11 protein-coding genes and 1 tRNA gene are annotated in these 15,783 nt (G+C 59.1%); all 12 read left to right on the top strand.

Features of this window, described 5'->3' with window-relative positions:
* Positions 1-107 precede the first annotated feature (107 nt).
* The 12 genes from RUW20_RS04560 (at position 108) to fusA (ending at position 15,693) form a co-directional block, all read left to right on the top strand.
* Positions 108-183, top strand: a tRNA-Trp gene (locus RUW20_RS04560).
* A 34-nt stretch (positions 184-217) separates the two neighbouring features.
* Entirely contained in the window at positions 218-571 is a 354-nt protein-coding gene (gene secE, locus RUW20_RS04555; RefSeq protein WP_313951013.1) for a preprotein translocase subunit SecE, read from the top strand.
* Positions 568-1,101 carry a transcription termination/antitermination protein NusG gene (gene nusG, locus RUW20_RS04550; protein ID WP_313951012.1) on the top strand — a complete coding sequence of 178 codons (534 nt, stop codon included), beginning with the start codon at positions 568-570 and terminating at the stop codon, positions 1,099-1,101. Before secE ends, nusG begins: the two co-directional genes overlap by 4 nt.
* Before the next feature lie 126 nt (positions 1,102-1,227).
* On the top strand, positions 1,228-1,659 hold the full coding sequence (rplK, locus tag RUW20_RS04545) for a 50S ribosomal protein L11 (protein WP_313951011.1): 432 nt from the start codon (positions 1,228-1,230) through the stop codon (positions 1,657-1,659).
* A gap of 1 nt (position 1,660) precedes the next feature.
* A complete protein-coding gene (rplA, locus tag RUW20_RS04540; RefSeq protein WP_313951010.1) occupies positions 1,661-2,350 on the top strand; it encodes a 50S ribosomal protein L1 in 690 nt (229 codons plus the stop codon).
* Between the two features lie 289 nt (positions 2,351-2,639).
* On the top strand, positions 2,640-3,137 hold the full coding sequence (gene rplJ / locus RUW20_RS04535) for a 50S ribosomal protein L10 (protein ID WP_313951009.1): 498 nt from the start codon (positions 2,640-2,642) through the stop codon (positions 3,135-3,137).
* Positions 3,138-3,192: 55 nt separating this feature from the next.
* Entirely contained in the window at positions 3,193-3,561 is a 369-nt protein-coding gene (gene rplL / locus RUW20_RS04530; RefSeq protein WP_313951008.1) for a 50S ribosomal protein L7/L12, read from the top strand.
* A 261-nt stretch (positions 3,562-3,822) separates the two neighbouring features.
* The gene (gene rpoB, locus RUW20_RS04525) at positions 3,823-8,106 is read left to right on the top strand and encodes a DNA-directed RNA polymerase subunit beta (RefSeq protein WP_313951007.1); all 4,284 of its coding nucleotides are present in this window, start codon (positions 3,823-3,825) and stop codon (positions 8,104-8,106) included.
* A 91-nt stretch (positions 8,107-8,197) separates the two neighbouring features.
* Complete coding sequence (gene rpoC / locus RUW20_RS04520; RefSeq protein WP_313951006.1) at positions 8,198-12,409, top strand: DNA-directed RNA polymerase subunit beta'; 4,212 nt, start codon at positions 8,198-8,200, stop codon at positions 12,407-12,409.
* A 167-nt stretch (positions 12,410-12,576) separates the two neighbouring features.
* On the top strand, positions 12,577-12,954 hold the full coding sequence (gene rpsL / locus RUW20_RS04515) for a 30S ribosomal protein S12 (protein WP_313951005.1): 378 nt from the start codon (positions 12,577-12,579) through the stop codon (positions 12,952-12,954).
* 95 nt (positions 12,955-13,049) lie between these two features.
* Positions 13,050-13,520, top strand: coding sequence for a 30S ribosomal protein S7 (gene rpsG / locus RUW20_RS04510; RefSeq protein ID WP_313951004.1), 471 nt, complete (start codon positions 13,050-13,052; stop codon positions 13,518-13,520).
* A gap of 79 nt (positions 13,521-13,599) precedes the next feature.
* Complete coding sequence (gene fusA, locus RUW20_RS04505) at positions 13,600-15,693, top strand: elongation factor G (protein ID WP_313951003.1); 2,094 nt, start codon at positions 13,600-13,602, stop codon at positions 15,691-15,693.
* Positions 15,694-15,783 lie beyond the last annotated feature (90 nt).

Here is a 15,783-nt window from a genome sequence, read left to right as displayed (position 1 = left end):
TCCGTGAAGGGGGTCGCACGGTCGGCGCCGGCGTCGTGGCAAAAATAATCGAGTAAGTCCAGTTCGCGTGGGGGCTCCGTTCGCGGGGCACCCCTGGTTTCTGCCGCAGGGGCATAGCTCAACTGGCAGAGCGTCGGTCTCCAAAACCGAAGGTTGGGGGTTCGATTCCCTCTGCCCCTGCCAACAAGTAATCAAAGAAGTAAACAAAGCGGACCAAATGGCCGATAAGTTCAAGTTTGCGTTGGCGGTGTTGTTGCTCATCGCCGGCATCGCTGGTTTTTACCTGCTTGCCGAGCAGGCGATGATACTGCGTGTTCTTGCGGTCATCGCTGGGGCGGGGCTTGGTGCCGCCGTTGCCTGGCAGACCCAGCCGGGGCGTCAGTTCTTTGGCTTCGCCAGAGAGGCTACGACCGAAGCGAAAAAAGTCGTTTGGCCGTCACGCAAGGAAACTATGCAGACCACGGGCCTGGTGTTTGCCTTCGTAGTGGTCATGGCGCTCTTTCTCTGGCTGACCGACAAGGGCCTGGAGTGGGTTCTATACGACCTGGTTCTTGGCTGGAGGCAATCATGAGCATGCGTTGGTATGTGGTACACGCCTATTCCGGGTTCGAGAAGAGCGTCCAGCGTGCTTTGCTGGAGCGCATTCAGCGACAGGGTATGGAGCAGGCCTTTGGCCGAATCCTGGTGCCGGTCGAAGAGGTTGTCGAGCTCAAGATGGGCCAGAAAAGCATTTCCGAACGAAAGTTTTTCCCCGGCTATGTGCTGGTGGAAATGGAAATGAACGACGACTCCTGGCATCTGGTCAAGAGCACGCCAAAAGTCACCGGTTTCGTTGGTGGTACCGCCAACAAGCCGACGCCGATCTCTGAAAAAGAAGTCGACAAGATCATGCAGCAGATCCAGGAGGGCGTCGAAAAGCCGCGTCCCAAGGTTCTCTTCGAGCCAGGCGAAGTGGTGCGTGTCAAAGAAGGTCCGTTCACGGACTTTCATGGTGCCGTCGAGCAGGTGAACTACGAGAAAAACCGTCTTCGCGTGTCGGTGACCATTTTTGGTCGACCGACCCCGGTCGAACTAGAGTTTGCTCAAGTCGAAAAGGCCTGACCCTGCGAGTAATCGCGACGCGAGGGCTTTTTTTGACGCGTCGCAGTAGTGCGGCTCCCGGGCCGCGTTTGTCTTTTGGGGAGCGCTGTCACGAGCGCGCTTGAACCCGTCTAAAGGAGTCCTACCGTGGCAAAGAAAATCATTGGCTACATCAAACTGCAGGTGCCGGCGGGAAAGGCGAACCCTTCGCCCCCGATCGGGCCGGCGCTGGGCCAGCGCGGGCTGAACATCATGGAGTTCTGCAAGGCGTTCAACGCTCAGACGCAAGGGCTCGAGCCTGGCTTGCCGATTCCTGTGGTGATCACCGCTTTTGCGGACAAGAGCTTCACCTTCATCATGAAGACGCCGCCGGCGACCGTTCTGATCAAAAAGGCCATCGGCCTCCAGAAAGGTAGCGCCAAACCGCTGACCAACAAGGTTGGCAACTTGACCCGCGCTCAGTGTGAAGCCATTGCGACACAGAAGATGCCCGATCTGACGGCGGCCGACATGGATGCCGCGGTTCGCACGATCGCTGGCAGTGCCCGGACGATGGGCGTCACCGTGGAGGGTCTCTGAGATGGCTAATTTGAGCAAGCGTCAAAAGGCCCTTGCGGGCAAGGTTGATCGCACCATCAGCGTGGCCGTGGGCGAGGCGCTGAAGTTGGCCAAGGAATTCGCGACGGCCAAGTTCGACGAATCGATCGATGTTGCCGTTTGCCTGGGTGTCGATCCGCGCAAGTCCGATCAGATCGTGCGCGGTTCGGTGGTCTTGCCGGCCGGTACCGGAAAGACGATTCGCGTCGCCGTCTTCGCGCAGGGCGAAAAGGCCGCCGCTGCTCTGGAAGCCGGAGCTGACATCGTTGGTTTTGAAGACCTTGCCGCCGAGATCAAGGCCGGCGTCATGAATTTTGATCGGGTGATTGCGACCCCTGATGCGATGAGGGTGGTCGGCCAGTTGGGTCAAATACTGGGGCCGCGCGGCCTGATGCCCAACCCCAAGGTCGGTACGGTGATCATGGACGTGGCCGCTGCGGTCAAGAATGCCAAGGCCGGTCAGGTGCAGTACCGTACCGACAAGGGTGGCATCATCCACAGCACGATCGGTCGTGCGTCTTTTGACGTCGACAGGTTGGCGGCCAACCTCAAGGCGCTGGTGGACGCGCTGGTCAAGGCCAAGCCGGTAGCTTCCAAGGGTCAGTATTTGCAGAGAATAGCGGTGTCCAGCACGATGGGTCCGGGAATCCGAGTAGATCCTTCCACGCTGTAAGTAATGTGAAATCGTTCCAGCCACGGTCGTGACGTGGCTGGGCAAGGAACTTTGTTGGGCTGTTGCCGGTGTGTTTTCGCACCGTCGACGGGATCGTCAAAGACCGTAGGTGCCGAAGGCTCTAGCCGGAGGCTTAAGTGCGAGAGCAGCCTGCATAGGCGGTGCGCCCCGAGAAGGACTTCGCAGTGACAGGCCCAGGCCTTTCGCTGTCACCCTGATCCAAGGTCGCCGTGGGTGCGGCGCATCCAGTCGGATGTGCCGTCTGTTGACTTGATGGGAGGAAGGGCCTGTGGGTCTTAATCTTGATGAAAAGAAAGCGGTCGTGGCTGAGCTATCGGCCAGGGTCGCTGGTGCTCAGACGATGGTCGTGGCCGAGTACAGCGGTTTGCAGGTCGCTCACCTGACCCGTTTACGGGCGCAGGCACGCGCTGCAGGGGTCTACCTGCGTGTCCTGAAAAACACCTTGGTGCGCCGGGCGGTCGACGGCACGGTGTTCGCCAGTCTGGCCGAGCAGATGACGGGACCGCTGATCTACAGTATCTCGGACGACGCTGTCGCAGCAGCCAAAGTGCTCAATGACTTCGCAAAGACCAATGACAAGCTCATTCTCAAAGCGGGCAGTTATGCTGGTGAGCTTCTCGACCCGGCCGGCGTGCAAAAACTTGCGTCGGTTCCGAGTCGCGAGGAGTTGCTCGCCCAATTGCTCGGGATGATGCAGGCGCCAGTGACCGGCTTTGCCTGCGCGCTGGCGGCCTTGGCCAAGCAGCGCGAAGAAGCGGTGGCTTGATCGCCTTGTCGGTTTTTCGAATATTCGTATTTAGAGATTTGGGAGTTTATTGATTATGGCTATTAGCAAAGAAGACATCCTGGAAGCCGTCGGTTCGATGACGGTCATGGACCTGAATGACCTGGTCAAGGCATTCGAAGAGAAATTTGGTGTTTCAGCGGCTTCGATGGCGGTCGCTGCGCCGGGTGCAGCCGCCGCCGTTGTCGAGGAGCAGACCGAGTTCACCGTGATGCTGATGGCTAGCGGCGAGAAGAAGGTCGAAACCATCAAGGTCGTTCGCGCTGCGACCGGCCTTGGTTTGAAGGAAGCCAAGGATCTCGTTGATGGCGCACCGAAGGCGGTCAAGGAAGGTGTTTCCAAGGCCGATGCCGATGCCCTCAGGAAGTTGCTTGAGGATGCCGGAGCCAAGGTCGAGGTCAAGTAATTCCGGTCTGGTGCTTCGGGCTGACAGCCTTCCGGCTGTCAGCCCGTTTGCGCTTTTCCGGAAACAGCTTTGCGTCGACGCGTGTCGCCGACTTAATGCTGTGCAGGGTGCAAACGCAAGCACGAGTAGCGAAGGCCAGGGCTAGTATTTCCCGGTCCTGTTTCGTTCTAATCGTATTGCGTTTGTCCGTTGCACACTGGCGGGTCTTTTGACCGTCGCTGATGTGCACTAGAGGATTTGCCTTCTGAGTCTGGAGCAACCATGAACTACTCCTACACCGAGAAAAAGCGTATCCGCAAGAGCTTTGCCAAGCGCGCCAGCGTGCTTGAAGTGCCGTTCTTGCTGGCGACCCAGTTGGAGTCGTTCTCTGCTTTCCTGCAGCGAACGGTTCCCACAGCACAGCGCAAGAACCAAGGCTTGCAAGCTGCGTTTACGTCGATTTTCCCGATCGTCAGCCATAGCGGTAACGCGCGGCTCGAGTTCGTCAGCTTCGCACTTTCGGAGCCCACCTTCGATGTCAAGGAATGCCACCAGCGTGGCCTGACCTTTGCCTCGGCGCTGCGAGCGAAGGTTCGCCTGGTCATCCTTGATCGCGAAACGCCCGATACCATCAAGGAAGTCAAGGAGCAGGAAGTCTACATGGGCGAAATTCCGCTGATGACTTCCACCGGTTCCTTCGTCATCAACGGCACCGAGCGGGTCATCGTCTCGCAGTTGCACCGGTCGCCGGGCGTCTTTTTCGAACACGACCGTGGCAAGACGCACAGCTCGGGCAAGCTGCTCTTTTCGGCGCGGGTCATTCCTTACCGTGGCTCCTGGCTTGATTTCGAATTCGACCCGAAAGACCTGCTTTTCTTCCGCGTGGACCGTCGTCGCAAGATGCCGGTAACGACCTTGCTGAAGGCGATCGGCCTGACGCCACAAACCATTCTGCGTGAGTTTTTCGAGTTCGACACCTTCCTGCTGGGCAAGAACGTGATCGAATTCGCGCTGGTTCCGGAACGCCTGCGCGGTGAAGTTGCGCGCTTCGACTTCAATGACCCGTCCGGCGCGCTGATCATTGCCAAAGACAAGCGGATTACGGCCAAGCACATTCGTGAACTCGATGCTGCGGGAATCAAGCAGGTTGCTGTCCCGGATGACTTTCTGATTGGCCGGGTGATTGCCGAGGACGTGGTCGACCAGGGTAGCGGCGAAATTCTGGCCAATGCCAATGACGAGATTACCGAAACACTGTTGGCGAAGCTTTTCGAGTCCGGTATCGAGTCCCTGCAGACGCTGTATATCAACGATCTCGACCGCGGAGGTTTCATCTCGCAGACCCTGCGCGCCGACGATACAGCTTCCAGGCAGGCGGCGCGCGTTGCCATCTACCGCATGATGCGGCCAGGTGAGCCCCCGACGGAAGATGCGGTCGAAATCCTGTTCAACGGTTTGTTCTACTCCGACGATCGCTACGATCTTTCAGCAGTTGGGCGCATGAAGTTCAACCGACGCGTCGCTCGCAAGGACGTCGTCGAATACAAGATCATGGTCAAGCAGGTGCCGTCCAAGCGCGAGGGGATCATCAAGCTGATCAAAGAGGCCTTGGGTGACGCGGCGGCGGCTGCCGAGCAGGTCATGGCCGAGTTGAGCCACGGGCCGCGCGCGCTAGCCGAGAACCTGTCCGAAGCGGCTGCGTTGGCGCTCTTCGATCAACTGAAGGGTGCCGGGGTCGTCGGCGAGGTGCGCGAACAGTTGACCTTGTCGCCACGCGACATCGTTGAAGTCATCAAGCTGCTGGTCGAATTGCGCAATGGTCGTGGTGAAGTCGATGACATCGACCATCTCGGCAATCGCCGCGTTCGTTCGGTCGGCGAACTGGCCGAGAACCAATTCCGGGCCGGCCTGGTTCGCGTCGAGCGCGCTGTCAAGGAGCGCTTGTCGCAGGCTGAATCAGACAACCTGATGCCGCACGACCTGATCAACGCCAAACCGATCAGTGCTGCTGTCCGGGAGTTCTTCGGTTCCAGCCAGCTGTCGCAGTTCATGGACCAGACCAACCCGCTGTCCGAGATCACGCACAAACGTCGTGTCTCGGCGCTTGGCCCGGGTGGCTTGACGCGCGAGCGTGCCGGTTTCGAAGTACGCGACGTGCATCCTACCCACTACGGCCGCGTTTGCCCGATCGAAACACCGGAAGGCCCGAACATCGGCCTGATCAACTCGCTGGCGCTTTACGCACGAACCAACGAGTATGGCTTTCTCGAGACGCCTTACCGCAAGGTTGTCGACGGTCGGGTGACCAATCAGATCGAGTATTTGTCGGCCATCGAAGAGGGCGCCTATGTCATCGCGCAGGCGAACTCTGATCTGGGCGACGCGGGGGTGTTGACCGATGATCTGGTTACCTGCCGCGAAAAAGGTGAAACGATTCTTGCCGAGCCGGCGCGCGTGCAGTACATGGACGTCGCCCCAAGTCAGATTGTCTCGGTGGCCGCTTCGCTGATTCCCTTCCTGGAACACGACGATGCCAACCGCGCGCTGATGGGAGCGAACATGCAGCGGCAGGCGGTTCCCTGTCTGCGTCCCGAAAAGCCTCTCGTCGGGACCGGAATCGAGCGCACGGTAGCGGTGGACTCGGGCACGGCGGTGCAGGCACTGCGCGGTGGGGTGGTTGATTACGTCGATGCGGCGCGGGTGGTGGTGCGCGTCAATGACAACGAGACCGGCCCGGGTGAAGTGGGTGTCGATATCTACAACATGGTCAAGTACATTCGCTCCAACCAGAATACCAACATCAACCAGCGGCCGCTGGTTCGGGTCGGGGACGTCATTGCCAAGGCCGACGTGGTGGCCGACGGTGCCTCGACCGACAAGGGTGAACTGGCGCTCGGCCAGAACATGCTGGTCGCCTTCATGCCGTGGAACGGCTACAACTTCGAAGACTCGATTCTGATCTCGGAGCGCGTGGTTGCCGAAGATCGCTTTACTTCGATCCACATCGAGGAACTGACGGTTGTGGCGCGCGATACCAAGCTCGGTCCCGAGGAAATTACACGAGATATTGCTTCTCTCGGCGAGTCGCAACTGTCGCGGCTCGACGAATCGGGAATCGTCTATATCGGTGCGGAAGTCGAAGCCGGTGACGTATTGGTTGGCAAGGTGACACCGAAAGGTGAGACCCAGTTGACGCCCGAAGAGAAGCTGTTGCGCGCGATCTTTGGTGAGAAAGCCTCCGATGTGAAGGACACCTCGCTGCGCGTACAGTCGGGCATCGCCGGTACGGTGATCGACGTTCAGGTGTTTACCCGCGAGGGTATCGAGCGCGACAAGCGCGCCCAATCGATCATCGACGACCATCTGCGTAGCTACAAGCTTGACCTTGCCGATCAATTGCGTATCGTCGAGCGTGATGCATTCGCCCGCGTCGAGCGGATGATCGTGGGCAAGCCGGCCAACGGTGGACCGAAGAGGCTGGCCAAAGGTACGCTGGTGACCCAGGAGTATCTCGACGGTATCGAGCCACATCACTGGTTCGATATCCGGATGGCCGACGAAGATGTCGCGCATCAACTGGAGTCTTTGCGGGAGGGGCTGGAACAGACCCGCAAGGGCTTCGATGTCGCCTTCGAGGAGAAGCGCAAGAAGCTCACCCAGGGCGACGAATTGCCGCCCGGTGTGCAAAAGATGGTCAAGGTCTACGTTGCCGTCAGGCGCCGCCTGCAGGCCGGCGACAAGATGGCCGGACGGCACGGCAACAAGGGCGTGGTTTCGCGCATCGTGCCGGTCGAGGACATGCCGTATATGGCCGACGGGCGTCCCGTCGATATCGTGCTCAACCCGCTTGGCGTGCCTTCGCGGATGAACGTTGGCCAGATTCTCGAGGTCCACCTGGGACTTGCTGCCAAAGGCCTCGGTTTCAGGATCAGTGAGATGCTTCAGCGGCAGGCGACAGCCAAGGAGGTGCGCGGTTTCCTCGAGCAAATCTACAACAGCACCGGCAAGTCGGAAGACCTGGATCAGCTCAACGACGGCGAGATCCTGGAAATGGCAGGCAACCTGGAAGCCGGGGTGCCGTTCGCGACGCCGGTTTTCGACGGCGCCAAAGAATCGGAAATCAAGGCCATGCTGGCGCTGGCCAGGATGCCGGAGTCCGGCCAGATGACGCTCTACGATGGGCGCACCGGTGAGCAGTTCGAGCGGCAGGTGACGGTGGGTTACATGCACGTGTTGAAGCTGCACCACCTGGTCGATGACAAGATGCACGCGCGCTCGACTGGCCCGTACTCGCTGGTTACCCAGCAGCCGCTGGGGGGCAAGGCGCAGTTCGGTGGTCAGCGCTTCGGCGAGATGGAGGTGTGGGCCCTCGAAGCCTACGGTGCTTCCTACGTGCTGCAGGAGATGCTGACCGTCAAGTCCGACGACGTGAATGGGAGGACAAAAGTGTACGAGAACATCGTCAAGGGCGACCACAAGATCGAAGCTGGCATGCCCGAGTCCTTCAACGTATTGGTCAAGGAAATTCGTTCGCTGGCCATTGACATCGATCTCGAACGCTTCTGATTGTTTGCCGAGGGGCGAGCAGTGAGGCCTGTGAATCTGCCAGCCTCGCCGCTTGTGGCCCCTGACACCTCTCTCCTTACTGGAGCAAAAGATGAAAGCACTGCTTGATTTGTTTAGGCAGGTGACGCAGGAAGAACAGTTCGATGCGATCACCATTGGTCTCGCTTCGCCGGACAAGATTCGTTCCTGGTCCTATGGTGAAGTGAAGAAACCCGAGACGATCAACTATCGGACGTTCAAACCGGAACGTGACGGTCTGTTCTGCGCCAAGATTTTCGGACCGATCAAGGACTACGAGTGTCTTTGTGGCAAGTACAAGCGGCTGAAGCATCGCGGCGTCATCTGCGAGAAGTGTGGTGTCGAAGTGACGCTCGCCAAAGTTCGCCGTGAGCGGATGGCGCACATTGATCTCGCCAGTCCGGTCGCCCATATCTGGTTTCTGAAAAGCCTGCCAAGTCGCCTCGGCATGGTTCTCGACATGACGCTGCGCGACATTGAGCGCGTGCTCTACTTCGAGGCTTTCGTGGTCTACGATCCCGGCATGACGCCGCTGGCACGCGCCCAGCTGCTGACCGAAGACGACTATCTGGCGAAGGTCGAAGAGTACGGCGACGATTTCGACGCGGCCATGGGTGCCGAGGGAATCCGGGAATTGCTGCGCTCCATCGACCTCAGCCGCGAGGTTGAAACGCTGCGCTCCGAGCTGGAGACGACCACTTCGGAAACCAAGAGCAAGAAGTTCTCCAAGCGGCTCAAAATCCTTGAAGGTTTCCAGAAGTCGGGTATTAAACCGGAATGGATGGTGCTTGAGGTGCTGCCGGTGCTGCCGCCGGATCTGCGTCCGCTGGTGCCGCTGGACGGTGGTCGTTTTGCGACCTCCGATCTCAACGACCTTTATCGCCGGGTCATCAACCGGAACAATCGTCTCAAGCGCCTGCTCGAGTTGAAGGCACCGGAAATCATCGTGCGCAACGAAAAGCGGATGCTGCAGGAGGCTGTCGACTCACTGTTGGACAACGGGCGTCGTGGCAAGGCAATGACCGGCGCCAACAAGCGCCCGCTCAAGTCGCTGGCCGACATGATCAAGGGCAAGGGCGGTCGTTTTCGCCAGAACCTGCTTGGCAAGCGCGTTGACTACTCGGGCCGTTCGGTCATCGTCGTCGGCCCGCAGCTCAAGCTCCATCAATGCGGTCTGCCGAAACTGATGGCGCTCGAGTTGTTCAAGCCGTTCATTTTCAACCGTCTCGAAGGCATGGGCCTGGCGACCACCATCAAGCAGGCGAAGAAGATGGTCGAGACCCAGGAAGCAGTGGTGTGGGACATCCTGGAAGAGGTTATCCGCGAACATCCGATCATGCTCAACCGTGCGCCAACACTGCACCGTCTGGGCATTCAGGCCTTTGAACCGACCTTGATCGAAGGCAAGGCGATCCAGTTGCATCCGCTGGTTTGCGCCGCCTTCAACGCCGACTTCGACGGTGACCAGATGGCTGTTCACGTGCCCCTGTCGCTCGAAGCGCAAATGGAAACACGGACGTTGATGCTGGCCTCTAACAACGTCCTTTCGCCAGCGAACGGCGAGCCGATTATCGTTCCCTCTCAGGACATCGTTCTCGGTCTCTACTACGCCACCCGCGAGCGCATCAATGCCAAGGGTGAGGGCATGATCTTTCCCGACCTCGCCGAGGTGACGCGCGCCATGCAGGCGGGTGAGCTTGACCTGCACGCACGGGTTGCTGTCCGGATCACCGAATATGAAGCCGATGGCGACAACGGCTGGCAGGAGAAGATCACTCGTTACCAGACGACGGCCGGCCGCGCTCTCCTTTCCGAGATCCTGCCGAAAGGACTGCCGTTCAGCCTGATCGACAAGACCCTCAAGAAGAAGGAAATATCGAAACTCATCAACGCCGCTTTCCGCCGCTGTGGTCTGAAGGAAACGGTGGTTTTTGCCGACAAACTGATGCAGAACGGCTACCGCCTGGCGACTCGCGCCGGCATTTCGATCTGCTCGGACGACATGCTGGTTCCAGCGCAAAAGCGCGAAATCATTGCCAACGCCGAAGAGGAAGTCAAGGAGATCGAAAACCAGTACACCAACGGTCTGGTCACCAACGGTGAGCGCTATAACAAGGTGGTCGATATCTGGGGGCGTACCGGCGATCAGGTCGCCAAGGTGATGATGGATCAGCTCGGTCACGAGGAAGTCACCAATCGCCACGGCAACAAGGAGAGACAGGAGTCATTCAACTCGATCTTCATGATGGCCGATTCGGGCGCGCGCGGTTCGGCAGCGCAGATCCGTCAGTTGGCGGGTATGCGGGGCTTGATGGCGAAGCCGGATGGGTCGATCATCGAAACACCGATCAAGACCAATTTCCGCGAGGGCCTTAACGTTCTCCAGTACTTCATCTCGACGCACGGAGCACGCAAGGGTTTGGCGGATACGGCTTTGAAGACGGCCAACTCTGGTTACCTGACGCGTCGACTGGTGGACGTGACACAGGACCTGGTGGTGATCGAGGATGATTGCGGAACGACCAACGGGGTCACCCGGAAAGCCCTGATCGAAGGCGGTGAGGTGATCGAGGCCATTCGCGAGCGCATCCTCGGGCGCGTCACGGCTGCTGATGTGGTGCACCCCGATTCCAACGAGACGCTCATTGAGCAAGGAACACTGATCTGCGAGGACCATTGTGATCTGATCGATCGCCTGGGTATCGATGAGGTCAAGGTGCGCACGCCGCTGACCTGCGATACGCGCTATGGTCTGTGCGCCATGTGCTACGGCCGCGACCTGGGTCGTGGTTCCCCGGTCAATGTCGGCGAGGCGGTCGGTGTAATGGCCGCGCAATCGATTGGCGAACCCGGAACACAGCTGACCATGCGGACGTTTCACGTGGGTGGTGCGGCGTCACGCGCTGCGGTTGCCAGCCATGTCGAAACGCACAGCGCCGGCGTGGTGCGCTTCACGTCCACAATGCGTTACGTGACCAGTGCCAAGGGCGAAAAGATCGTCATTACCCGTTCCGGCGAGATCTTGATTACCGACGACAGTGGGCGCGAACGCGAGAAGCACAAGGTCCCTTATGGAGCGACGCTGCGGGTGGTCGATGCTGAGCCAGTCAAGGCCGGTGCCAGACTGGCGGCCTGGGATCCTCATACGCGTCCGATCATCGCGGAATACTCTGGCCTGGTGAAATTCGAGAACGTCGACGAAGGCGTTACCGTCGCCAAGCAGATCGACGAGGTTACGGGGCTGTCCACGCTAGTGGTCATCGATCCGAAGCGCGGCGGCAAGGTTCCGAGCAGAGGTCTACGCCCGCAGGTCAGGCTCTTCGAGGCTGATGGCGAAGAAGTCAAGATGCATGGCAGCGAGCAACCCGTGACCATCACCTTCCAGGTCGGTGCGATCATCAACGTGTTTGATGGGCAACAGATTTCGGTAGGTGACGTGCTTGCCCGCCTGCCGCAGGAGTCGGCCAAGACGCGTGATATTACCGGTGGTTTGCCGCGCGTCGCGGAACTGTTCGAAGCGCGTACCCCCAAGGACGCGGGAATGCTGGCGGAGTTCACCGGCACCATGTCGTTCGGCAAGGACACCAAAGGCAAGCAGCGCCTGGTCATTACCGATCTTGACGGCGATACCCACGAGTATCTGATCCTGAAGGACAAGCATGTCCTGGTGCATGACGGACAGGTCGTCAATAAGGGGGAGTCCATCGTCGATGGCGCGCCGGACCCGCACGACATTCTGCGGCTGTTGGGCGTCGAAGCGCTAGCGGTCTACATCACCGATGAGGTTCAGGATGTCTACCGGCTACAGGGCGTCAAGATCAACGACAAGCACATCGAGGTGATCGTTCGCCAGATGCTGCGCCGAGTCAATGTGCTGGACCCCGGCGACACCAAGTTCATCAAGGGCGAGCAGGTGGAGCGCGCTCATCTGCTGGACGAAAATGACGCCATGCTTGCCGGAGGGAAGCTTCCAGCGACCTACGAACATGTACTGCTGGGTATTACCAAGGCATCCTTGTCTACCGATTCGTTCATCTCGGCGGCCTCATTCCAGGAAACGACACGAGTTCTGACCGAGGCTGCGATCATGGGCAAGCGCGACGAACTTCGTGGCCTCAAGGAGAACGTCATCGTCGGCCGTCTGATACCGGCTGGTACGGGTCTTGCCTATCACAACACGCGCAAGAAGAACGCGGCCGGCGAAGATGTTGCTGACGGAAGCGGATTGTTTGCGGATGATCTGTCTGCCGCCGAAGAGAGCGTACAGGACGAACCCGCCGCTTGACTTGGGGCGTGATAGACCATAGAATCGCCGGTCTTTGTCGCCGTCGCCGTGTGCTGCGTCGGCTAGTCATTGAAATCGCCAAGGCGGCCTTTTTTGGTCCGCCTTGGTTTTTTGCAGACGCCATGTGGTCCTCACGACGGTTTCTGCACTGAACATAAGGGTAGAACATGCCAACCATCAACCAGTTGGTGCGCAAGCCTCGCGAGGCTGTCCGCACCAAGAGCAAGGTCCCCGCGCTGGGAAATTGCCCCCAGAAGCGGGGGGTCTGCACCCGTGTCTACACGACCACGCCAAAGAAGCCGAACTCCGCGCTGCGCAAGGTCTGCAAGGTTCGCCTGACGAATGGTTTCGAGGTGATTTCGTACATCGGGGGTGAAGGGCACAACCTGCAGGAGCACTCGGTTGTGCTAATTCGCGGTGGCCGGGTCAAGGACTTGCCGGGTGTGCGTTATCACACCGTCCGCGGTTCGCTGGACACGCAGGGCGTCAAGAAGCGTAAACAAGGTCGTTCCAAGTACGGTACCAAGCGCCAGAAGGCTGCTTGATTTCCGTCCGAGTAAGGGTCGCTCCAGATGGGCGGCCAGGAGGGGAGGTCATGTTGTCCGCCCCTTCAACTGAATTGTGACTATGAGAGGTTGCTATGCCCCGTCGTCGTGAAGTGCCAAAGCGCGATATCCTGCCGGATCCGAAGTTCGGGAACGTGGATGTCTCGAAGTTCGTCAATACAATCATGAAATGCGGCAAGAAGTCGGTCGCCGAGCGCATCGTCTACGGTGCTTTCGAGCAGGTTGCGACCAAGACTGGCAAGGATCCGCTGGAGGTCTTTAGTCTGGCGTTGGGTAACATCAGGCCACTCGTCGAAGTCAAGAGTCGCCGGGTTGGTGGCGCCAACTATCAGGTGCCAGTGGAAGTTCGTCCCAGTCGCCGCATGGCTCTGGCCATGCGCTGGTTGCGGGAGTCCGCGCGCAAGCGTTCCGAGAAGTCGATGGGCCAGCGTCTGGCTGCCGAGATGCTGGAGGCCTCAGAAAGCCGTGGTGGTGCAGTCAAGAAGCGTGACGAAATCCATCGTATGGCAGAGGCCAACAAGGCCTTCGCGCACTTCCGTTTCTAAGTCGCACCAAGAAAGTCACACCAAAGGCGTCGGCGTTTCCCCGCCGGCGACCGCTCTTTATTCGTGAAGGTCTATTACTGTGGCACGTAAAACCCCCATCGAGCGTTACCGGAATATCGGTATCAGCGCCCACATTGACGCCGGCAAGACGACCGTGACCGAGCGCATCCTGTTCTACACGGGTATCAATCACAAGATCGGCGAAGTGCATGATGGCGCTGCGACGATGGACTGGATGGCGCAGGAGCAGGAGCGCGGGATTACCATTACTTCGGCGGCGACCACGTGTTTCTGGAAGGGCATGCAGCTCGATCGCCCCGAGCACCGGGTCAACATCATCGATACGCCGGGCCACGTTGACTTCACGATTGAAGTCGAGCGCTCAATGCGGGTGCTGGACGGTGCGTGCATGATCTATTGTGCGGTTGGCGGTGTACAGCCGCAGTCCGAGACGGTTTGGCGTCAGGCGACCAAGTACAAGGTCCCGCGCCTGGCCTTCGTGAACAAGATGGATCGCCAGGGTGCAGACTTCTTCAAAGTCATGGAGCAGATGAAGACCCGGTTGAACGCCAACCCGGTGCCCATCGTGATCCCGATCGGCAAGGAAGAATACTTCGAGGGCGTCGTCGATCTGATCAAGATGAGGGCCATCGTCTGGGATGAGGCCTCGCTGGGAATGAAGTTCGATTATCGCGATATTCCGGCCGAGCTCCAGGCTCAAGCAGATGAGTGGCGCGGCAAGATGGTCGAAGCAGCGGCCGAATCGTCAGAAGAGTTGATGAACCGCTATCTCGAAGATGGGGATCTGAACGAGGCTGACGTGATAAAGGGTTTGCGCGCGCGCACTCTGGCCTGCGAGATTCAACCCGGCCTGTGCGGAACGGCCTTCAAGAACAAGGGCGTGCAGCGTATGCTGGACGCGGTGATCGATTTGCTCCCGTCGCCGATTGACATCCCGCCAGTGACTGGCGAGCTGGAGAATGGTGAGCAGGGTAGCCGCGAAGCGTCCGACACCGCCAAGTTTTCCGCGCTGGCGTTCAAGCTGATGACCGACCCGTACGTCGGGCAGTTGACCTTCATTCGCGTTTACTCCGGGGTGCTCAAGACCGGCGATTTTATTTACAACCCGACCAAGGGTCGTCGCGAGCGTATTGGGCGCGTGCTGCAGATGCACGCCAACAACCGCGAGGAGTTGAAAGAGGTCCTCGCCGGCGACATCGCGGCCTGTGTGGGCCTCAAGGATGTGACCACCGGCGAAACGCTTTGCGATCCGGCCGCGGTAATCACGCTTGAGCGGATGATCTTCCCGGAGCCCGTGATCCACGTCGCAGTCGAGCCCAAAACCAAGCCCGACCAGGAAAAGATGGGTATCGCACTTGGCCGTCTGGCACAGGAGGATCCGTCTTTCCGTGTGCGTACGGACGAGGAGTCGGGGCAAACCATTATCTCCGGCATGGGCGAACTGCACCTGGAGATCATCGTCGACCGCTTGCGGCGCGAGTTTGGCGTCGATGCGAATGTGGGTGCGCCGCAGGTGGCCTACCGTGAATGCATCAAGAAGACGGTCGAACAGGAAGGCAAGTTCGTCAAGCAGTCGGGTGGCCGTGGTCAGTATGGCCACGTCTGGTTGAAGATCGAGCCGAACGAGACGGGCAAGGGCTACGAGTTTGTCGATGCCATCAAGGGTGGTACGGTGCCGCGCGAGTACATTCCGGCAGTCGACAAAGGCTTGCAGGATGCCATCACCAGTGGTGTCCTGGCTGGTTTTCCAGTAGTCGATATCAAATTCACCCTGTTCGAGGGCTCCTACCACGACGTCGACTCCAACGAGAACGCCTTTCGCATGGCGGCATCATTTGCCTTCAAGGAGGGGATGCGTCGCGCTTCCCCGACCCTGCTGGAACCGATGATGGCGGTGGAGGTCGAGACGCCGGAAGAGTACATGGGTAACGTGATGGGCGACCTGTCGAGTCGTCGCGGTATGGTGCAGGGGATGGAAGATGCTCCCGGCAATATCAAACTGATCCGGGCGGAGGTGCCGCTGGCGGAGATGTTTGGCTATTCCACGAGCGTACGTTCGCTGTCGCAAGGTCGCGCGACTTACTCGATGGAATTCAAGCATTACGCCGAAGCGCCGAAGAACGTCGCCGAGGCGATCATTAACAAGAAATGACTCTGTAACCGACTCAGTTTTTGAAGGATACGATAAATGGCCAAGGGAAAATTTGAACGTACCAAGCCGCACGTGAATGTGGGGACGATT

This window comes from Accumulibacter sp., from assembly GCF_032229525.1.
In the GTDB taxonomy this organism is placed as follows: Bacteria; Pseudomonadota; Gammaproteobacteria; order Burkholderiales; family Rhodocyclaceae; genus Accumulibacter.
Note: the sequence above shows the minus strand (reverse complement) of the source record. Positions and strands in the feature narration are given on the sequence as shown.